General features: G+C 59.9%; 17 protein-coding genes. 8 read left to right on the forward strand and 9 right to left on the reverse strand.

Translation table 11 applies throughout. From position 1 onward, the window contains the following. Nucleotides 1-4 precede the first annotated feature (4 nt). A complete protein-coding gene (locus HU764_RS27035) occupies nucleotides 5-952 on the reverse strand; it encodes a choline ABC transporter substrate-binding protein (protein WP_186682933.1) in 948 nt (315 codons plus the stop codon). A gap of 453 nt (nucleotides 953-1,405) precedes the next feature. Between HU764_RS27035 and HU764_RS27040 the strand changes: the two genes are divergently transcribed. Beyond that, nucleotides 1,406-2,782, forward strand: coding sequence for an L-serine ammonia-lyase (locus tag HU764_RS27040; protein WP_027594278.1), 1,377 nt, complete (start codon nucleotides 1,406-1,408; stop codon nucleotides 2,780-2,782). Nucleotides 2,783-3,177: 395 nt separating this feature from the next. After that, nucleotides 3,178-4,284, forward strand: coding sequence for a choline metabolism transcriptional regulator GbdR (gene gbdR, locus HU764_RS27045; RefSeq protein WP_027594279.1), 1,107 nt, complete (start codon nucleotides 3,178-3,180; stop codon nucleotides 4,282-4,284). A 121-nt stretch (nucleotides 4,285-4,405) separates the two neighbouring features. Here gbdR and HU764_RS27050 read toward each other — a convergent pair whose 3' ends face one another. Beyond that, nucleotides 4,406-4,663 (reverse strand): hypothetical protein, encoded by a 258-nt coding sequence (locus tag HU764_RS27050; RefSeq protein ID WP_027594285.1) that lies wholly within the window; start codon nucleotides 4,661-4,663, stop codon nucleotides 4,406-4,408. 357 nt (nucleotides 4,664-5,020) lie between these two features. Between HU764_RS27050 and HU764_RS27055 the strand changes: the two genes are divergently transcribed. After that, nucleotides 5,021-6,919 carry a M12 family metallo-peptidase gene (locus HU764_RS27055; RefSeq protein WP_186682929.1) on the forward strand — a complete coding sequence of 633 codons (1,899 nt, stop codon included), beginning with the start codon at nucleotides 5,021-5,023 and terminating at the stop codon, nucleotides 6,917-6,919. A 198-nt stretch (nucleotides 6,920-7,117) separates the two neighbouring features. Further along, nucleotides 7,118-8,758 (forward strand): hypothetical protein, encoded by a 1,641-nt coding sequence (locus tag HU764_RS27060; protein WP_186703150.1) that lies wholly within the window; start codon nucleotides 7,118-7,120, stop codon nucleotides 8,756-8,758. A gap of 68 nt (nucleotides 8,759-8,826) precedes the next feature. On the opposite strand, the gene HU764_RS27065 is transcribed toward HU764_RS27060, so the two are convergent. The 4 genes from HU764_RS27065 to choX all read right to left on the reverse strand — a co-directional run bounded on the left by HU764_RS27065 (nucleotide 8,827) and on the right by choX (nucleotide 12,245). Then, nucleotides 8,827-9,300 carry a thioesterase family protein gene (locus HU764_RS27065; protein ID WP_186682925.1) on the reverse strand — a complete coding sequence of 158 codons (474 nt, stop codon included), beginning with the start codon at nucleotides 9,298-9,300 and terminating at the stop codon, nucleotides 8,827-8,829. Nucleotides 9,301-9,310: 10 nt separating this feature from the next. After that, complete coding sequence (locus HU764_RS27070) at nucleotides 9,311-10,276, reverse strand: L-carnitine dehydrogenase (RefSeq protein ID WP_186703151.1); 966 nt, start codon at nucleotides 10,274-10,276, stop codon at nucleotides 9,311-9,313. Between the two features lie 17 nt (nucleotides 10,277-10,293). Then, complete coding sequence (gene cdhC, locus HU764_RS27075) at nucleotides 10,294-11,178, reverse strand: 3-dehydrocarnitine:acetyl-CoA trimethylamine transferase CdhC (RefSeq protein ID WP_027594288.1); 885 nt, start codon at nucleotides 11,176-11,178, stop codon at nucleotides 10,294-10,296. A gap of 122 nt (nucleotides 11,179-11,300) precedes the next feature. Next, nucleotides 11,301-12,245 (reverse strand): choline ABC transporter substrate-binding protein, encoded by a 945-nt coding sequence (gene choX / locus HU764_RS27080; protein WP_186703152.1) that lies wholly within the window; start codon nucleotides 12,243-12,245, stop codon nucleotides 11,301-11,303. A gap of 144 nt (nucleotides 12,246-12,389) precedes the next feature. Between choX and HU764_RS27085 the strand changes: the two genes are divergently transcribed. Next, nucleotides 12,390-13,337: a GlxA family transcriptional regulator gene (locus HU764_RS27085; RefSeq protein WP_186682919.1), complete on the forward strand. Its 948-nt coding sequence runs from the start codon at nucleotides 12,390-12,392 to the stop codon at nucleotides 13,335-13,337. Nucleotides 13,338-13,340: 3 nt separating this feature from the next. On the opposite strand, the gene HU764_RS27090 is transcribed toward HU764_RS27085, so the two are convergent. From HU764_RS27090 to HU764_RS27100, 3 genes are all read right to left on the reverse strand, one after another. After that, the gene (locus HU764_RS27090) at nucleotides 13,341-13,958 is read right to left on the reverse strand and encodes a hypothetical protein (protein ID WP_186682917.1); all 618 of its coding nucleotides are present in this window, start codon (nucleotides 13,956-13,958) and stop codon (nucleotides 13,341-13,343) included. Between the two features lie 63 nt (nucleotides 13,959-14,021). Next, a complete protein-coding gene (locus HU764_RS27095) occupies nucleotides 14,022-14,714 on the reverse strand; it encodes a hypothetical protein (RefSeq protein WP_186682915.1) in 693 nt (230 codons plus the stop codon). A gap of 136 nt (nucleotides 14,715-14,850) precedes the next feature. Next, a complete protein-coding gene (locus HU764_RS27100) occupies nucleotides 14,851-15,267 on the reverse strand; it encodes a lysozyme inhibitor LprI family protein (protein ID WP_186703153.1) in 417 nt (138 codons plus the stop codon). A 285-nt stretch (nucleotides 15,268-15,552) separates the two neighbouring features. Here HU764_RS27100 and HU764_RS27105 point away from each other — a divergent pair, with 285 nt between their 5' ends. The 3 genes from HU764_RS27105 to dgcA all read left to right on the forward strand — a co-directional run bounded on the left by HU764_RS27105 (nucleotide 15,553) and on the right by dgcA (nucleotide 19,214). Continuing rightward, on the forward strand, nucleotides 15,553-16,530 hold the full coding sequence (locus HU764_RS27105; RefSeq protein WP_027594292.1) for a dipeptidase: 978 nt from the start codon (nucleotides 15,553-15,555) through the stop codon (nucleotides 16,528-16,530). A gap of 77 nt (nucleotides 16,531-16,607) precedes the next feature. Further along, nucleotides 16,608-17,138: a DUF5943 domain-containing protein gene (locus HU764_RS27110; protein WP_027594293.1), complete on the forward strand. Its 531-nt coding sequence runs from the start codon at nucleotides 16,608-16,610 to the stop codon at nucleotides 17,136-17,138. Between the two features lie 15 nt (nucleotides 17,139-17,153). Continuing rightward, nucleotides 17,154-19,214 carry a dimethylglycine demethylation protein DgcA gene (gene dgcA / locus HU764_RS27115; RefSeq protein ID WP_186682911.1) on the forward strand — a complete coding sequence of 687 codons (2,061 nt, stop codon included), beginning with the start codon at nucleotides 17,154-17,156 and terminating at the stop codon, nucleotides 19,212-19,214. Nucleotides 19,215-19,251: the final 37 nt, after the last annotated feature.

A 19,251-nucleotide genomic window follows, 5' to 3' on the forward strand; every position in this document is an offset into this window, starting at 1 on the left:
TGCGTTATTGCGCCAGCTTGGCCTTGGCCGCCTCAAGGCCGGGTTTGCCATCAACGGTGGTAACGCCCGCCAGCCAGGTATCCAGCTTGCCGGGGTTGTCTTTAAGCCACTTTTTGGCGGCTGCTTCGGGTTTCATCTTGTCGTCCAGGACATAGCCCATCATGGTGCTTTCATCCTTGAGCTCGAACGACAGGTTCTTGAGCAGTTGGCCAACGTTGCTGCATTCCTGCACGTAACCCTTGCGGGTGTTGGTCAATACGGTTGCCTTGCCGAATTCGGGGCCGAAAAAATCATCCCCGCCGGTGAGGTACTGCATCTTGAAGCGGGTGTTCATCGGGTGCGGTTCCCAGCCTAGGAACACCACCGACTCGCCGCGTTTTTGCGCCCGGTCGACCTGCGACAGCATGCCGGCCTCGCTCGACTGCACGATTTTGAAGCCGGCGTCCTTCAGGCCGAAGGCGTTCTTGTCGATCATGCTCTGGATGGTACGGTTGCCGTCGTTACCCGGCTCGATGCCGTAGATCTTGCCGTCCAGTTCTTTCTTGAACTTGGGAATGTCGCTGAAATCCTTCAGGCCCTTGTCATACAGCGCCTGGGGCACGGCCAAGGTGTACTTGGCGTTTTCCAGGTTGGCGCGCACGGTCTCGACGGTGCCGGCATCGCGGTACTGCTTGATGTCGTTCTCCATGGTCGGCATCCAGTTGCCGAGAAACACGTCCAGGTCCTTGCCGGTGGCCAGCGACTTATAGGTCACCGGTACCGAGATCATGGTGGTGTGGGTCTTGTAACCCAGGGCTTCGAGCACAACGCTTGTGGTGGCTGTCGTCACCGTGATGTCGGTCCAGCCGACATCGGAGAAACGTACCGTCTGGCACTGCTCAGGCTCGGCGGCCTGGGCCAGCAGCGGGGTGGACAACAACGCAACCAACAACAGCGAGGGTGAACCTTTCATGGATGGACTCCTGTGATTTTGTCTTCGGGTTCGCGTGGGTCGCCGGGCGTTCTGAAGGTCCGGTCGACCAGGCCTGCAGAGGGCAGGTTGCGTGGCCGTGCTATACGAGTCGCTTTTGATAATCCTCCAGCGCCGGGCAATCGCCTACTGGTGGGGTCGTATCCAGTACGGAACGGGTCGTATCCAGTACTGGCGATGTCGCATATGGATTTTTCCACCCCCTCGGCCGCGTTTTTGCGTCACCAGGCCGCTGGAAAACGGCGTGAAGACGGCCGTACCTCAGGTAAAAACAGCACGGCGCAGGTGGACAAAACTACGTCGGTTGCAGACGGCGAAGGGGTAGGCAAAAGGCCGATGATGCGTGCATTCATGGCGGCTCGCAGCTTCAGCCTAGCAGTTGCCCCGCCCTGCGCATGGCGCGCAGAGACAAGCCCAGCAAGAGGTGATTCGACAATGGCCATCAGCGTGTTCGACCTGTTCAAGATTGGTGTCGGGCCCTCCAGCTCCCACACCGTTGGCCCCATGCGGGCTGGCGCTCTGTTTGTGCAGGGGCTGCGCGAGCGCGGCGAACTGGAGCAGGTAAAACGGGTCGAGGTGCGGCTGTATGGTTCGCTCTCGGCCACCGGCATCGGCCACGGCACCGACAACGCCACCATCATGGGCCTGATGGGCGAGTGGCCGGACGCCATCGACCCCACCCAGATCGTCCCTCGCATCGCCGACCTGCGCGAAACCAACACCCTGCTGCTGGCCGGCCGCCTGCCCATCGAGTTTGTCTGGGCCCGCGACATGCTGTTGCTGGACGAGAACCTGCCGTACCACCCCAACGCCATGACCTTGATCGCCGAAGGCGCGCAAGGCGAGCTGCACCGCGACACCTACTACTCGGTGGGCGGTGGCTTTGTGGTCGATGCCGCGCAGGCCGCCAGCGGTGTGCTGGACGCCGACCAGACCGTATTGCCCTACGACTTCAACAGTGCCGCCGAGCTGCTGCAACTGTGCAAGCAAAACGACCTCAGCGTGTCGCAATTGATGATGGCCAACGAGAAGGTCTGGCGCAGCGAGGAAGAGATCCACGCCGGCCTGCAGAAGCTCTGGCAAGCCATGCAGGAGTGCGTCACCAACGGCCTGAAATACGAAGGCACGCTGCCCGGCGGCCTCAACGTACGGCGCCGCGCTGCCAAGCTGCACCGCAGCTTGCAAGAGATCGGCAAGCCCAACGTGATCGGCTCGACCATGAGCGCCATGGAGTGGGTCAACCTGTTCGCCCTGGCGGTCAACGAAGAAAACGCCGCCGGCGGGCGCATGGTGACCGCGCCCACCAACGGCGCTGCGGGCATCATCCCGGCGGTGCTGCATTACTACATGCGCTTCAGTGATGTGGTGGATGAGTCGAACGTGACCGACTTCTTCCTCGGAGCGGCAGCGGTCGGCATCCTGTGCAAGAAGAACGCTTCGATTTCCGGCGCCGAAGTCGGCTGCCAGGGCGAGGTGGGATCGGCCTGTGCCATGGCGGCGGCAGGCCTTGCGCAAGTGTTGGGGGCGACACCGCCACAATTGGAAAACGCAGCCGAAATCGCTTTGGAACACAACCTTGGCCTGACCTGCGACCCGGTCGGTGGCCTGGTGCAGGTGCCGTGCATCGAGCGCAACGCGATTGCCGCAGTGAAGGCGATCAACGCGGTGCAGATGGCCCTGCGCGGCGACGGCGAACACTTCATTTCCCTCGACCAGGTGATCCGCACCATGCGTGACACCGGCGCCGACATGCACGACAAGTACAAAGAGACCTCGCGCGGCGGCTTGGCGGTCAGCGCCATCGAATGCTGATGCGCTAATCACGCGCTGCTTGTTACCACGACGCCCCACTATGGGGCGTTTGTGCATGACCGGCCGTCAGATGTCGCGATGAGTGTGGGCATTGTCGGTGACACTTAAGAGTGTCGTTTCTGGGCAACCCACCAGGCACGTGTCACCAAAGTGCTCAGCAGTTACAAGGAGCGCGCCTAGCACGGCGGTTCCAGAAGTTCGGTCAGCTCGCACCGAAGGCCCTGATTTGCCGAGTTAAGGCGTCGTTTTCAGGTTTTTTCGGATAGCCGTTCAATTTCAGGCACGGCGTTTGCGTTGAGATTGGCAACAAGCCCCTACCTACGAAGAAGGGGCCATAACAAAAAAATCAGTGCCCGCCTGAGGCACACCCTGCATTTGTGTGAGGAGAAATCGCGATGACGTCGTACACCTCCGGGAATCCAACCCAGAACCGCACAGCTCCCCAGTCCATCGGGTTTCTTCTACTGGACAACTTCACCCTGATTTCCCTGGCGTCGGCGGTCGAGCCGCTGCGCATGGCCAACCAGCTTTCCGGCCGCGAGCTGTACCGCTGGCACACCCTGACCGTCGATGGCGGCCAGGTCTGGGCCAGTGATGGCCTGCAGATCACCCCCGACGCGGCCATGCACAATGCGCCGCCGATCGACACCGTGATTGTCTGCGGTGGTGTCGGCATTCAGCGCACCGTTACCCGTGAACACGTGACCTGGCTGCAGGCGCAGGCTCGCCAGTCGCGGCGCCTGGGCGCGGTGTGCACCGGCAGCTGGGCACTGGCCTGTGCCGGGCTGCTCGACGGCTTCGATTGCAGCGTGCACTGGGAGTGCCTGGCTGCCATGCAGGAGGCCTACCCACGGGTCAACATGAGCACCCGCCTGTTCACCCTCGACCGCAACCGCTTCACCAGCTCCGGTGGCACCGCGCCGCTGGACATGATGCTGCACCTGATCAGCCGCGATCACGGCCGTGAACTGTCGGCGGCGATCTCCGAAATGTTTGTCTACGAGCGCATTCGCAACGAGCAAGACCACCAGCGCGTGCCGCTCAAGCACATGCTTGGCACCAACCAGCCGAAGCTGCAGGAAATCGTCGCGCTGATGGAGGCCAACCTGGAAGAGCCGATCGACCTCGACGAACTGGCGGTGTATGTGTCGGTGTCGCGGCGCCAGCTCGAGCGCTTGTTCCAGAAGTACCTGCACTGCTCGCCGTCGCGCTATTACCTGAAGCTGCGCCTGATCCGCGCGCGGCAGTTGCTGAAGCAGACGCCGATGTCGATCATCGAAGTGGCCTCGGTGTGCGGCTTCGTCTCTACCCCGCACTTCTCCAAGTGCTACCGCGAGTATTTCGGCATTCCGCCGCGTGATGAGCGCGTGGGCTCCAACACTGCCCAGCAGGTGGCGATGATGCCGATCCCGCAGGCCATGACCCTGTCGCCGCACAGCGGGCCGATGGCGGCCCTGAGCCAGGCACGCAACGAGTCGACGTTCGCCAGCGTAAGGCTCTGAAACAGAGCCGGCCTCTTCGCGGGGCAAGCCCGCTCCCACACGTACAGCACTGAATTCGAAAGCAGCGCGATACCTGTGGGAGCGGGCTTGCCCGCGAAGAGGCCGGTGCAGGATTAATCAGTCAGGTGCGCTTGCTGAACTGTGCCAGCGCAGGCAAAAGCTGTTTGTCGATCGCCTGTCGCACCGCCGGCAATATGGTCGCGCTGCCGGTATACATCTGCTCGACCATGCCCTTCAGCGCCTTTGCATTGGGCTCGGTCAGCCCACGCACCACCGCCTCGCAGGCCTGCTCGGCGCTGGCCCCGGCGGGGATGTCGAAACCGCGCGCGCGCAGGTGGCCGGCGAGGTCGTCCTGGTCAATCAAATCCGCATGCATCATGGCTGTTGTCCCTTTTATCGCTAAGCGAGTGCTGCTGTGATTTACGACCGATTCTGTGTCCACCGCGACAGGCCCGCAAGGGCAGAATGTCGCAATGGCTGCTTTGGCTAAGAACAGGTCGTTTACGGCTAAATCACCCGCCCCTGAAGTGCGCACACTCAAGCCATCTACCGCAACGGAGGGTTTGGTCACCCTCGCTCGTGCACAGTGGATGTTGCTCGCTCTTGGCCCCGGATGCTCACGGCTTTCCGGGGTTATTTTTTTCTCCCTAGCTGCCGTTTCCCTAGCGACTCTACGAGTAGGCGGTCGCGGCGTCAGCTGATTAATTCAGTTCCTCTATGCCACAGGAACTGAACCATGAAACAGATGCTGTCCAAAACCTGCCTAATGGGGGCGGGGCTGTTGTTCTCCTCGCTCTGCTATGCCTCATCGCCCTCTCCCCAACTCTTCTCGTTCGAGCAGCGCCACAGTGCCCTGCAAACGAAGCCTGCGGGTTATATGCGGACCTTGCTAGGCGACCCTGCTAACAAAGACGTCGTGCTGGTCGATGTGAAGCCGGCGCTCATCAGCAACGATACAAGCACATTGGCAATCACCCTGCCAGACGGCAAGACGGCGACTTTTAACCTGGAAACTTACAGTGCCCTGCCCGAGGGGCTGGAAGGTTGGGTGGGTTACAAACCGTCGGCTGTGAAATCGAAATCTGCCTCGGAGCTCAAGTTTGACCCGCTGTACTACCTGTCGATTGTGCGCCAAGGCGATCAGCTGGTAGGGGAGATCATGGTCGACGGGCAGCGTTACCGTTTGGAGTATGTGAGCCCGGGTCAACATGCCCTTGTCACGATCGATGAAGCCAAGCTTGCGCCCCTGGATGCCCTCCCAGAGGCTAAGGCGGTAGCAGCGCAAGTGGCGAGTGTTCAGCCCCAAGCCACCTCTGAGCACAGCACCATCCGCCTGATGTTCGTTACCACCCAACAATCGAGGGCCAAGTACCCCAACCCCCGACTGACCTTGAATCAAGCGTTGCAAGACGTGAATCAGACCATGAAGAACAGCAAGGTCAACATCACCTTTGAGTTGGCCGGCATCTACGATGCCAATTACGATGAGTCGGGCAAGGAATATTCGAAGTTGCTCAACGATGTAACCTACTACATGAAAGACGTGGCGCAGGCCCGGGACGGGATGCTGGCGGACCTGGTCTCCATGATCGTGGTTAATAACGCCCTGTGTGGCGGCGGAAAGTTTGGGCCCTCGAAAGCCGCTGGGTTTACTGCGGTGACGTGCTTGTCTTCGCTGGCTCATGAAATTGGCCACAACTTCGGTATGGTGCACAACTCGGGTGGCGCAAGGACACCGTCATACATACATGGCTACCGCTGGAATCAGGGCCTCTTACCCTTCCGTACGCAAATGTCTTATGAATGCACAGGCCGCTCTTGCCCGCGCATTGCATACTTCTCCAATCCGCGCCTGAGCTACGCTGGCGTTCCCATGGGGACCGTCAAGGACAATGACGTTGCACGCGCATTGAATGAGCGACGTAGCATCGTAGAGAATTTTTATCCCTCTCCAGCGAACGCCGCCAAGATTACCTTGTTCGAGCAATCTCGATTCCAGGGCAAGCGTTGCGAAATGTACCTCCAGAAGGGAAGCGTTACACCCCTGAAAGACAGCCTTTGTCGGTCACTGACCACCTCCCGCTCCGCTAAAATCGAAAATTTCCAGGCCGGCAACACGGTGTGCTTGCGTAATACGGATGACTCCAGGAACCGCTGCTTTACGGGGGCTTATACAGGTGATTTCGAAATCAATAACTTTGACCTCGATTCGGCTTGGCCGGGCGAGCTGAAGCGCAGCGTAAAAGGCTGGCCGATGAATGGGTCGGTGACCCAAGTCACTTACGAGAAAGCCGGTGACACCTTCGTTCGGCTTTATGCGCAAGAGGACTTCAAGAGCCCGCTCTGCACGGTTGCAATAGGGGAGGGGAAAACTGTGACCCTGAACACCGAAGGCCAATGCCCCTCCACTGTTGGCAGGTCCCGTTCTGCCCAGGTGCTGGGTTTCGATGGCAGCCAGGTATGTTTCACCAACGCAGACGCCAAGAGAATGCACTGTTACAGCGGCCAGTATCAGGGCGATTTCAGCATTCGAAACTATGACACCAGCAACCTGAATTTACCCAAAGGCCTGGCGGCTACCCGAAGCGGCTACATGAACAGTAATGCTTATCGGATTTCGAAGGGCGTGGAGTAACACCGCTACCGTGACCGAACATCTGACCCCGGCGGCGTAAGCCCCTGGGGTTGTTGTTCATTGGCTACCGGCGTTCCGGGGGCATTTATTGCCCGTCATTCGCTGTTTTGTATGCGGTTACCTGACATTTCTGCCAGGTGACGAGCCTGCGTGACACCTGCTCTGCTATAGGCGATGGACTTCCAGAGGGGCGGAATCATGAAAATATTTGCCTATAGGGCATGGCTCGCCATAGCCGGGTGCGCGTTGCTCGCGGCTTGCTCGTCATCGACACCGCGAGAGAGCGGAACTTCAAGCGCGGTTACGCAATTGTTCACGCTTGAACCCACCCCAGATCGCAGTACGCTTCAGAAAACAGCCACGGGGTATCTGGCTACTCTGTTGGCGAACCCAGCTAACGACGAAATTACGCTGGTTGACGTCAGTGCGGAGCTGATCAGCAACAGCACTCAACATTTGGCAGTGACATTGCCCGATGGTAAAACAGCCCAATTCAACCTGCGCGACTTTAATTCAATGGCCGGTGGTTACGAAGGCTGGGTGGGTTATAGACGTTCGGCGTGGAAGCTGAATCACCCTTCACCTGCTGAGATCGATTTCGACCCTCGCTATTACCTGTCGATCGTGCGCCACGGCACCCAGTTGGTCGGTAACTTGATCGTGGATGGCCAGCGCTATCAACTGGAATACCTCGGAGGCAGACAGCATGCGTTAATAAAGATTGACGGTTCGAAGTTGCCGCCTGAAGACAGTCAACCTCCACAGGGGCATGCAAGTGAAGTATCGACAGTCAAGACCAACCTACCGCCGAAATCAGCACACAGTACGATCAGGTTGCTGTTTGTCACTACCAATCAGGCCCGTGCTAAGAATCCAAACTACCGCGCCGCGCTGACCCTTGGATTGCAGGATGCCAATCAGATCACAAAAAATAGCCAGGTCGCTATAACGTATGAGTTAGCCGGTTTTATGGACGCTAATCACGATGAGACCGGCAAAGATTTTGTCACGCTTCTCAATGATCTGACGTACCGGATGCCGGAGGTGAAAGTTGTGCGGGATCGGGTGCGTGCTGATCTCGTCTCGATGTTAGTGACCAATAACGAGCAGTGTGGTGGCGGTAAACCAGGCCCAGAAAAACATTTAGGTTTTACGGCAATCTATTGCATCCCTTCATTGTCGCACGAGATCGGTCATAACTTTAGTATGACCCATAGCTGGGACGGTGTGAGTAATGCCTACACGCATGGATATCAGTATAAACCTGCGTCGGGCTCCCTCAGGTTCCGCACGCAGATGGCTGGCGAGTGCAGCCCGGCCTGCCCTCGGCAATTGTTCTTCTCCAATCCACGCTTGAGTTATCAAGGGCAAGCTCTGGGTACGGTAGCGAACCATGATGTTGCTAGAGCGATGAATGAACGCAGAGAAACGGTTGAGAATTTCTACCCTCCTTTTACGGGTAAGAGAATCAGGAGTGTCGAACGCGCCAAATTAGGGCTTCCAGCCTGCTTGACGGTCACATCAAGGGGTGCGCTGACTTTTGCGGATTGCGGAAATATCAGTGAAGGTGATTTTTGGTACTGGAACAACAATGCGCTGACGACCATTCGCGTCCAGCAAGGCGATATTTTATCATGCCTTCAATGGACGGCAAATGGTGAGGCGGCAGGCATGGGTGCATGCTCAGGTCTGCGTTCAAACTTTAGTTTTGCGGGGGGGGTGATTAAGTTTTCAGCCTTGGGTATCTCCAACTGCATGGAAGGTAATGGAAGAAGCGCCAGCCCTAAATTCAGCTATTGTTATGACAGAGATGATGCTCGATGGGAAACTATACCCTGACCGTCTAAAATGTATATTAGGGAACAGGTGGGGCTGCGGTACCTGGTTTGGACTTCGCCCCACCTGCATTACCGTGGCAACAGGCCAATGATGCGGCCGACGTAGGCGGGTGGTGGAATGCCGTATTGGAGCTTCGTTAGGCGTTGTATGCACTCGGTGGTCACATCACCGAATGGAGATGCCTTCGACGCTTTCAAGCAGACGTGCAATAACATCTGTTCACTGGCTGCCAAAGGCCCCTCAACATTTTCCCTGTGCAAGCTGTGATAAACATGCAAGCGCTTGTGATCAAAACCGATGATCTGCGTCTGCACCCACACTTCGGTACCCAGCTTCACTTCATGCAGGTAGTTGATGTGCGCCTCCAAGGTGAACAGGGAATGCCCACTTTGCCCGCGGCTGTCGGCATCCAGGCCGATACGCTCCATCAATGCATCGGTGGCATAGCTGAAAATCAGCAGGTAATAGGCATCGCGCAGGTGCCCGTTGTAATCCACCCAGTCCTCCTGGACCGGGGTGCGGTAGGTGATCAGTGCGGGCATTGGAGTCTCCTCAATCGCTAAAGGCCATGCCGTGCTTGGCCTTGCTGGTTTTCACCGCGTCCAGCACTGCCAGCAGAGTGTCATCACGGTAGCGCTCCAGCGCGGCGATGCTGCGATCGCCCAGTTGGTCGGAGGTGCCGTCCACAACATCGTCGATCAGCTTGTCGGTCAACTCGGGGGCTGGCAAGTAGGTCCAGGGCAGTTTAAGCGCCGGGCCGAATTGCGACATGAAGTGGCGCATGCCTGCATCGCCACCGGCCAGGGTATAGGTGAGGAAGGTGCCCATGAACGACCAGCGCAGGCCGGCACCAAAGCGGATTGCATCGTCGATTTCGCCGGTGGTCGCCACGCCGTCGTTGACCAAGTGCAGCGCCTCGCGCCACAGCGCTTCGAGCAGGCGGTCGGCAATGAAGCCGGGGACTTCCTTGCGCACATGCAGCGGGCGCATGCCGAGGGCGGTGTAGATGGTTTTCGCCGCGTCGATGGCCTCCGGCGAGGTGCGCTTGCCGCCGACGATTTCGACCAGCGGCAGCAAGTAGACCGGGTTGAACGGGTGGCCGACCACGCATCGCTCTGGGTGGGTGGACGACTCGTAGAATTCACTGGGCAACAGGCCCGAGGTGCTGGAGCCGATGATTGCATCAGGCTTGGCCGCAGCGCTGATCTTCGCGTGCAGTTCGAGCTTGAGGTCCAGGCGCTCTGGGGCGCTTTCCTGGATGAAGTCGGCGTCACGCACGCAGGCTTCGATGGTGCTGACGAAGGTCAAACGTTGTGGCGAAGCGCCTGGCGCCAGGCCTTGTTTTTCCAGCGCCGGCCAGGCGTTGGCGATGCGCTTGCGCAGGGCCTGCTCGGCGCCGGGGGCTGGGTCCCAGGCGACGACATCCAGGCCGTGGGCGAGGGCGCGAGCGACCCAGCCGCTGCCGATCACGCCACTACCCAGGGCGGCGAAGGTCTTGATCTCGGTGATGAAAGGCATAGCGGTCTCCAGTGGGATCAGCGGCGTTTGAGGTTCATTTTTTCCCGGCCCTCGGCCGGGGTCAGCACGCGAGCGCCGAGGCGGGAGATGATCTCCACCGCGCGCTCGACCAGCTGGCCGTTGCTGGCCAGCACGCCACGGTCCAGGTACAAGTTGTCTTCCAGGCCGACGCGCACGTTGCCGCCCAGCAGCACGGCCTGGGCCGCCATGGGCATCTGCATGCGGCCGATGCCGAAGCCGGCCCAGGTGACGTTGGCGGGCAGGTTGTCGACCATGGCCTTCATGGTGGTGGTGTCGGCCGGCGCGCCCCATGGGATGCCCAGGCACAGTTGGAACAGCGGGTCGTCGAGCAGGCCTTCCTTGATCATCTGCTTGGCGAACCACAGGTGGCCAGTGTCGAAGATTTCCAGCTCGGCTTTTACGCCCAGCTCGGTGATGCGCTTGGCACCGGCGCGCAGTTGGGCCGGGGTGGAGACGTAGATCGAGTTGCCGTCGCCGAAGTTGAGGGTGCCGCAGTCGAGGGTGCAGATTTCCGGCAGCAGCGCTTCGACGTGGGCCAGGCGCTCCAGCGGGCCGATCAGGTCGGTGCCTGGGCCGAACTCCAGGGGCGTTTCGCCTGGGCCGATTTCCAGGTCGCCGCCCATGCCAGCGGTGAGGTTGACGATGATGTCCACGTCGGCTTCACGGATGCGCTCCATGACTTCGCGGTACAGGTTCACGTCGCGGCTGAAGCGGCCGGTTTGCGGGTCGCGGACGTGGCAGTGGACCACGGTGGCGCCGGCTTTGGCGGCTTCGACGGCGGCTTCGGCGATCTGCTTGGGGGTAACTGGGACCAAGTGGCTTTTGGAGGCGGTGTCGCCGGCACCGGTGAGGGCGCAGGTGATGATGACGTCGTGGTTCATGGCGGTTCCTTGTGATGTCGGTGGTGGCCTTTCGCGGGGCAAGCCGCTCCCACAGGGTCAGCAGTGACCCTGAGCTTAGCGCTGCACCTGTAGGAGCAGCCTTGTGCTGCGAAAGGGCCGGATCAGTTGGCGGTAAGCTTGAGGTTGTCCGCAGCGGGCTTGCCATCGAAGGTGGTCACCCCTTCAAGCCAGCGGGCCTTGTCCTCGGGGTGGTCCTTGAGCCACTGGCGGGCCGACTCCAGCGCGTCCTTGTGGTCGAGCAGCGGCTGCATCATGCGGCTCTCGTCCTCGGCGCTGAACTTCAGGTTGGCCAGCAGGCGGTGAGCGTTGGGGCAGCGTTCGGCGTAGTCCGGCGCGGTGACCGTCCACACCGTGGCGCGGCCTTCATCAGGGCCGAGCGCGCCTTGACTGTCGCCCAGGTAGGCCATGTCGATGTTCACATTCATCGGGTGCGGCGCCCAGCCGAAGAACACCACCGCCTCCTTGCGCCGCACGGCACGGTCGACCGCGGCGAGCATGCCGGCCTCGCTGGACTCGACCAGCTGGAACTTGCCCAGGCCGAACTGGTTCTTGGCGATCATCGCCTTGATCTGGGTATTGGCGCCGGACCCCGGCTCGATGCCGTAGATTTTCCCGCCCAGCTCCTTCTCGAACTTATGGATATCGGCGAAGGTCTTCAAACCCTTGTCAGCCAGGTACTTAGGCACTGCCAGGGTGGCGCGGGCATCTTCCAGGCTGGGCTTGTCGAGCACCTTGACCTGCTGGGCATCGACAAACGGAGTGATGGTCTGGGTCATGATCGGGTTCCAGTAACCCAAGAACATGTCCAGGCGTTTGTCGCGGATGCCGGCAAAGATGATCTGCTGCGAAGCGCTGGTCTGCTTGGTCTGGTAACCCAGGCCATCGAGCAGTACTTGGGCCATGGCGCTGGTAGCGATGACGTCGGTCCAGTTGACCACGCCAAGGCGCACGTTCTTGCAGGCCGCGGGCTCGGCGGCGAAAAGCGGGGTTGCAACGATGCTGCTCAGGGCAAGGGACAACAGGCTGCGGCGGATCAAGCTGTGCATGGTGGCTCTCCATCGGCAGTGCATATTGTTATTGAGGGCGGCCTCTGCGGACCGTTTGAATACGCTACGCTGGCCGGACCTTGGTCAAGCGCACGCTGGCGACAGGAATTAGCACCTGGGCGACCAGTTTCTGTGGAGTAGCGGATGATGGAGACGATTGCCTTTCTGTTGGTGCCGGGCTTTTCCGCGATGGGGTTCATTTCGGCGGTGGAGCCTCTGCGGGTGGCCAACCGTTTTGGCGGCCAGTTGTACCGGTGGCAGGTGCTCAGCCTGGACGGTGAGGCGGTGCTGGCGAGCAATGGCATGTCGGTGAATGCCGACGCCGCACTGGGGGAGGGTGAGCCCGTCAACATCCTGCTGGTAGTAGCGGGTTTCGAGCCACTGGCCAATATCCCGCCGAAGCTCCTGCATGCGCTGCGTCGGCTGAACCATGAGGCGGTCATGCTCGGGGGAATCGACACGGGAGCAATGGTGCTGGCCGAGGCGGGCTTGCTGGACGGCTACCGGGCGACACTGCACTGGGAGGCGCTGGAGGCGTTCAAGGAGCGCTACCCGGGCCTGCAGGCGACCCAGGAGCTGTTCGAAATCGACCGCAGCCGCATTACCTGTGCCGGCGGCACTGCTTCGATTGATCTGATGCTGCACCTGATCGCCCAGTCTCACGGCAGCGACCTGGCCGTGAAGGTGTCCGAGCAATTCGTGCTGGGTCGCATCCGTCAGCGCCAGGACCACCAGCGCATGCAGATAGGTGCGCGTTACGGTATCAGTAACAAGAAGCTGGTCCATGCCATCGGCGAAATGGAAAAACACACCGAGCCACCCTTGAGCACGCTGGACCTGGCCGCTGCGATCAAAGTGACACGGCGCCAACTGGAGCGCCTGTTCCGTATGCACCTCAATGAAACGCCCAGCAGTTTTTACCTTGCACTGCGGCTGGACAAGGCGCGTCAGCTGTTGGCCCAGACAGACATGTCGGTGACCGAGGTCAGCCTTGCGTGTGGCTTTGAACTGCCATCGTATTTCACGCGGCGCTACAAGTTGAGGTTTGGAAAGTGCCCACGGGAGGAACGTCAACCTGCCCGTGCAAAATAAGCTTCATTCCAGCTCGCGTTTGAGAATGGCCAGCAGCTTTTCACGGTTTCTGGCCTGCAGGTCCTTGCGCAATGGAGCGAAGTCGCCCGGGTTGAAGCGTGCGCCCAGATGGTCAAATACCAGGTTCAACTTCCGGGTAGGTTGGGCAGGGTCGGTTACGCAGTAGGCGAAAAACAGGATCGCAACGGGGATCTTGTCCCCTTCATGATCCATTTCGATGCTCAGATGTGAAGAGGCGTTCATGACGTTAAAGGTGTGCCTGCCCGCAGATTGCAAAGCGGCTTTAACGTTTGCTTCAAGGCTTTTGAACCAGGGACCTTTAGCCCGCAGCGGTGGCAGATAACCACTGTACACATCGCTTAAAGCGAGCAGGTGCGGCTCATATGCAATGGCTTTATGCGTATGTTCAAACACGGTGAATTGCAGTGTTTGCAACGTGGCGATAACGACGGTAAACCATTGCTCAGGCTGGGTTTCCATCGAGTATTTTTCATTGGCCATGGCCTGTGAATAACGCAGGCACAGCTGCAAGTCTTCCCATGTTTCGAGTGTCAGCCATGGAGCGGGTTTGATTCTCAGCCGCTCCTCGAATATCCGAGTGTCCAGGCTTGCATCGCTCATGCGGCATCGCTCCTTGATGAGGGGAACTGGGTACCAGCAAATCCTGGTACCCAGCCTCGCTAGTTAGATAGCGAGGAAGGCGGCGATGTCGCCTTTGATCTTCTCATTCACAAGATCACGCGCAGCATTGAAGTGACGAACGCTGAACGTACCCTGCTGCGACGCGCGATAGACGCGGGTCGAAGACTTGTCGACCTTGCGGGTCAGGGCGCCTTCACGTTCGATTTTCGAGTTGTAGCTGGCCTGGAAGCTGGTCATGTGCATCGTTGGCAAGCCTTGTGGCGTCATTTCGCATTGGGCTACCACGAAGTTGCTCGACTTGCCGGACTCGCTATGGCTGTGCTTTTCCAGGTGTGCCTTGATTTCCGGCTTCTGCACGACGACTTGCAGAACACGCTTGGCACAGGCGGTGCGACGAGGGTCACGGGCCACGCTGATGGTGATGGATTTGGTCATCAGCTCTGCCAGGGTCAGGTTGTCCTCATCGATGGCATCTTCGGCATGTGCGGCACCCGTCATGGTCCAGCCGAACTTGATCAAACCATCGTTGTAGAAGTTGTACCACTCGCGCTGCTGGGTTTCCTTGTCGAACTTCTTGTTGGCCAGTTCGGTCATCAACCGCATACCTGCCAGGATGTCTTCGGCAATGCCAGCAGGCACATTTTCAGCGAATACACAGATCGTCTGGCCGGTAGCGGCTACGCGCTCTTGACCTTCTTTGCGGATTTTTTCCATTTCAACTTTGATGTCAGCCATTTCGTTGTTCCTTGATAGTTGAGGGGACCAAGACACACGTTGCAAGTCCGTGGTCTTGGCGCACTATCTGGAAATGGCGCAGTGACTATCAGCAGCACGTTGTTCCTCTGGAGGAGATCCTTCGAACCCGTCTGGATCAGTCTTCAGGTGCCGGCTCTTCACTGTTTTGTGGGCCTAGGCTGCGCAAGTATTCCGAGCGCTCATCGCTGCGCTGGGCGATGCAGCTGTTCAATGCAGCCTGGTAGGCTTTGCTGCCTGGCTGTTCGGCATGGGTTTCGACTTTGCAGTCGGCATCGCGCAGTTGGCTCCAGAGTTTTTCGGCGGATTCGATTCGCGACTGCAGGCCAGCTTCGTCGCCATACTGCTCGCGCATGCGTTGAAGCAGGTCGTCATAGGCCGACTTCAGCTCACGCTCGGCGGTCTGCTTGTTGAACACCGCGCACTCGAACGTCTGCTGGTCGGTCTCGACATTGTCGCAAGGCGTGCTTTCTTCCTCACCGGCCTGGGCCCCGCTCACGACGGCCAGCAGCACCAGCCATGCCATTGATTTCATCCGTTATCTCCTCAACAGGCTGTGGAATCGCTGGGATTCTCGCTCAGCCAGAGGCCGCGCGAAAGCTCCCTGACCAAATGTTCATCTAAGGGCCGCAGAGGTCGTTATCGAGACTGTCTCTCATCCCCGAACGGCGTGCCAGACGTGCTCATGTCGCGCATTGACGCTTTCGGCAAACCCCCTGTCGTTTTTGCATCGGGGCGCCGCGGGGCACAGGCATATGCTGGCCCCAAAGCGCCGGCACAATGTTCGGCGTGACCCAACTCAATAAAAGGGGACAGCCTGATGAGCCCAGCCGAATTACACGCCGACAGCATCGTCATTGACGGTTTGATCATTGCCAAATGGAACCGCGAGCTGTTCGAAGACATGCGCAAAGGCGGCCTGACTGCGGCCAACTGCACGGTGTCGGTCTGGGAAGGGTTCAAGGCCACGGTCGACCAGATCGCCTCCAGCCAGAAGCTGATCCGAGACAACAGCGACCTGGTCATGCCGGTGCGCACCACCGCCGACATCCGCAAGGCGAAAGAACTGGGCAAGACCGGCATCCTCTTCGGCTTCCAGAACGCTCACGCGTTCGAAGACCAGATCGCCTACGTGGACGTGTTCAAGCAGCTGGGCGTGGGCATCGTGCAGATGTGCTACAACACCCAGAACCTGGTCGGCACCGGCTGCTACGAGCGTGACGGCGGCCTGTCGGGCTTCGGCCGCGAGATCGTCGCCGAAATGAACCGCGTCGGCATCATGTGCGACTTGTCGCACGTGGGCTCCAAGACTTCTGAAGAAGTCATTCTCGAATCGAAGAAGCCGGTGTGCTACTCGCACTGCCTGCCGTCGGGGCTCAAGGAGCACCCGCGCAACAAGTCGGACGAAGAGCTGAAGTTCATCGCCGACCACGGCGGTTTCGTTGGCGTGACCATGTTTGCGCCGTTCCTGGCCAAGGGCATCGATTCGACCATCGACGACTACGCCGAAGCCATCGAATACACCATGAACATCGTTGGTGAAGACGCCATCGGCATCGGCACCGACTTCACCCAGGGCCACGGCCAGGACTTCTTCGAATACCTGACCCACGACAAGGGCTATGCCCGTCGCCTGACCAATTTCGGCAAGATCATCAACCCGCTGGGCATTCGCACCGTTGGCGAGTTCCCCAACCTCACCGAGACCTTGCTCAAGCGCGGCCACTCCGAGCGTGTGGTGCGCAAGATCATGGGCGAGAACTGGGTAAACGTCCTCAAGGATGTCTGGGGCGAGTAAGCCGCTCTCCAAGCCTGAAAGCCCCTGCCAGCAACGCCGGGGCATCCCAATAAAAAATTTTATGGAGTTGAGTTTCCATGGCCAAGATCGCCCCGCAATTGCCAATCGAAGTCGACAGCGAGACCGGTGTCTGGACCAGCGACGCCTTGCCGATGCTGTACGTGCCACGCCATTTCTTCGTTAACAACCACATCGGTATCGAGGAAGTGCTGGGCGCCGACGCCTATGCCGAGATCCTCTACAAGGCGGGCTACAAGTCGGCCTGGCACTGGTGTGAAAAAGAAGCCGAGTGCCATGGCCTGGAAGGCGTGGCGGTGTTCGAGCATTACATGAAGCGCCTGTCCCAGCGTGGCTGGGGCCTGTTCGAGATCCAGGACATCGACCTGGACAAAGGCACCTGCAGCGTCAAGCTCAAGCACTCCGCCTTCGTCTACGTGTACGGCAAGGTTGGCCGCAAGGTCGACTACATGTTCACCGGCTGGTTCGCCGGCGCAATGGACCAGATTCTCGCTGCCCGTGGCAGCAAGATCCGCACCGTGGCCGAGCAGGTCTATGGCGGGTCGGAAGAAGGCCACGAAGATGGCCTGTTCGTTACAAAGCCGTTGTAAGCCGGAGATAGCGTCATGGCATTCGAAGCAATGTTCCAGCCGATCCAGATCGGCAAACTGACCATCCGCAACCGCGTGCTCAGCACCGCGCACGCTGAGGTCTACGCCACTGACGGCGGCATGACGACCGACCGCTATGTGAAGTACTACGAAGAGAAGGCCAAGGGCGGCATCGGCCTGGCGATCTGCGGCGGCTCGTCCGTGGTCGCCATCGACAGCCCGCAAGAGTGGTGGGCGTCGGTCAACCTGTCGACCGACCGCATCATTCCGCACTTCCAGAACCTGGCCGACGCCATGCACAAGCATGGCGCCAAGATCATGATCCAGATTACCCACATGGGCCGTCGCTCGCGTTGGGACGGCTTCAACTGGCCTACCCTGATGTCGCCGTCGGGTATCCGTGAACCCGTGCACCGTGCCACCTGCAAGACCATCGAGGTGGAAGAGATCTGGCGGGTGATCGGCAACTACGCGCAGGCTGCGCGGCGTGCCAAAGAAGGCGGCTTGGACGGCGTCGAACTGTCGGCCGTGCACCAGCACATGATCGACCAGTTCTGGAGCCCGCGGGTCAACAAGCGTACCGACGAATGGGGCGGTACGTTCGAAGGCCGCATGAAGTTCGGCATGGAAGTGCTCAAGGCGGTGCGCGCCGAGGTCGGCGACGACTTCTGCGTGGGTATGCGTATCTGCGGCGACGAATTCCACCCCGATGGCCTGAGCCACGAGGACATGAAGCAGATCGCCGCCTATTACGACGCGACCGGCATGCTCGACTTCATCGGCGTGGTGGGGTCGGGTTGCGACACCCACAACACCCTGGCCAACGTTATCCCGAACATGAGCTACCCGCCGGAGCCGTTCCTGCACCTGGCGGCCGGCATCAAGGAAGTGGTCAAGGTCCCGGTGCTGCACGCGCAGAACATCAAAGACCCCAACCAGGCCACGCGCATCCTCGAAGGCGGCTATGTCGACATGGTCGGCATGACCCGCGCGCACATGGCTGACCCGCACCTGATCGCCAAGATCAAGATGGGGCAGATCGACCAGATCAAACAGTGCGTCGGTGCCAACTACTGCATCGACCGCCAGTACCAAGGCCTGGATGTACTGTGCATCCAGAACGCCGCGACCTCCCGTGAATACATGGGCGTGCCGCACATCATCGAGAAGACCACCGGCGTCAAGCGCAAGGTAGTGGTGGTTGGCGCCGGCCCTGCCGGCATGGAAGCCGCCCGCGTGGCTGCCGAGCGCGGCCACGACGTGACCCTGTTCGAGAAGAAAGACCAGATCGGCGGGCAGATCACCATCGCCGCCAAGGCACCGCAGCGCGACCAGATCGCCGGTATCACCCGCTGGTACCAACTGGAACTGGCACGCCTGAAAGTCGACCTGCGCCTGGGCACCGCTGCCAGCGTGGACGCGATCCAGGACCTGCGCCCGGACGTTATCGTGCTGGCGGTGGGCGGCCATCCGTTCGTCGAGCAGAACGAGCACTGGGGCGCGGCCGAAGGGCTGGTGGTCAGCAGCTGGGATGTGCTCGATGGCAAGGTTGCGCCGGGCAAGAACGTGCTGGTGTACGACACCATCTGCGAGTTCACCGGCATGTCGACGGCGGACTACATTGCCGACAAGGGCAGCCAGGTCGAAATCGTCACCGACGACATCAAGCCAGGCGTGGCCATGGGCGGCACGACCTTCCCGACCTACTACCGCAGCATGTACCCCAAAGAAGTGATCATGACCGGCGACATGATGCTGGAAAAGGTCTACCGCGAAGGCGACAAGTTGGTGGCGGTGCTGGAGAACGAATACACCGGTGCCAAGGAAGAACGCGTGGTTGACCAGGTGGTGGTCGAGAACGGCGTGCGCCCTGACGAGGAGCTGTACTACGCGCTGAAGGATGGCTCGCGCAACAAGGGCCAGATCGATGTGGAGGCGCTGTTTGCCATCAAGCCGCAGCCGATCCTCAGCCAGCCGGGCGAGGGCTACCTGCTGTACCGCATTGGCGACTGCGTGGCCCAGCGCAACGTGCATGCGGCGATCTACGACGCCTTGCGCCTGTGCAAGGATTTCTGATCCAGCGGGCATAAACGCCGTAAACCCCTGTGGGAGC

This window comes from Pseudomonas kermanshahensis (genome assembly GCF_014269205.2).
GTDB classification, from domain to species: Bacteria; Pseudomonadota; Gammaproteobacteria; order Pseudomonadales; family Pseudomonadaceae; genus Aquipseudomonas; species Aquipseudomonas kermanshahensis.

What these genes read in the sequence shown, in the direction of transcription:
- HU764_RS27035 (WP_186682933.1), bottom strand. Translation starts at nt 952, where the DNA reads ATGAAAGGTTCACCCTCGCTGTTGTTGGTTGCGTTGTTGTCCACCCCG.
- HU764_RS27065 (WP_186682925.1), bottom strand. Translation starts at nt 9,300, where the DNA reads ATGCCCGCACTGATCACCTACCGCACCCCGGTCCAGGAGGACTGGGTG.
- HU764_RS27060 (WP_186703150.1), top strand. Translation starts at nt 7,118, where the DNA reads ATGAAAATATTTGCCTATAGGGCATGGCTCGCCATAGCCGGGTGCGCG.
- HU764_RS27110 (WP_027594293.1), top strand. Translation starts at nt 16,608, where the DNA reads ATGGCCAAGATCGCCCCGCAATTGCCAATCGAAGTCGACAGCGAGACC.
- HU764_RS27050 (WP_027594285.1), bottom strand. Translation starts at nt 4,663, where the DNA reads ATGATGCATGCGGATTTGATTGACCAGGACGACCTCGCCGGCCACCTG.
- HU764_RS27095 (WP_186682915.1), bottom strand. Translation starts at nt 14,714, where the DNA reads ATGGCTGACATCAAAGTTGAAATGGAAAAAATCCGCAAAGAAGGTCAA.
- HU764_RS27040 (WP_027594278.1), top strand. Translation starts at nt 1,406, where the DNA reads ATGGCCATCAGCGTGTTCGACCTGTTCAAGATTGGTGTCGGGCCCTCC.
- choX (WP_186703152.1), bottom strand. Translation starts at nt 12,245, where the DNA reads ATGCACAGCTTGATCCGCCGCAGCCTGTTGTCCCTTGCCCTGAGCAGC.
- HU764_RS27055 (WP_186682929.1), top strand. Translation starts at nt 5,021, where the DNA reads ATGAAACAGATGCTGTCCAAAACCTGCCTAATGGGGGCGGGGCTGTTG.
- dgcA (WP_186682911.1), top strand. Translation starts at nt 17,154, where the DNA reads ATGGCATTCGAAGCAATGTTCCAGCCGATCCAGATCGGCAAACTGACC.
- HU764_RS27085 (WP_186682919.1), top strand. Translation starts at nt 12,390, where the DNA reads ATGATGGAGACGATTGCCTTTCTGTTGGTGCCGGGCTTTTCCGCGATG.
- cdhC (WP_027594288.1), bottom strand. Translation starts at nt 11,178, where the DNA reads ATGAACCACGACGTCATCATCACCTGCGCCCTCACCGGTGCCGGCGAC.
- HU764_RS27105 (WP_027594292.1), top strand. Translation starts at nt 15,553, where the DNA reads ATGAGCCCAGCCGAATTACACGCCGACAGCATCGTCATTGACGGTTTG.
- HU764_RS27100 (WP_186703153.1), bottom strand. Translation starts at nt 15,267, where the DNA reads ATGAAATCAATGGCATGGCTGGTGCTGCTGGCCGTCGTGAGCGGGGCC.
- gbdR (WP_027594279.1), top strand. Translation starts at nt 3,178, where the DNA reads ATGACGTCGTACACCTCCGGGAATCCAACCCAGAACCGCACAGCTCCC.
- HU764_RS27070 (WP_186703151.1), bottom strand. Translation starts at nt 10,276, where the DNA reads ATGCCTTTCATCACCGAGATCAAGACCTTCGCCGCCCTGGGTAGTGGC.
- HU764_RS27090 (WP_186682917.1), bottom strand. Translation starts at nt 13,958, where the DNA reads ATGAGCGATGCAAGCCTGGACACTCGGATATTCGAGGAGCGGCTGAGA.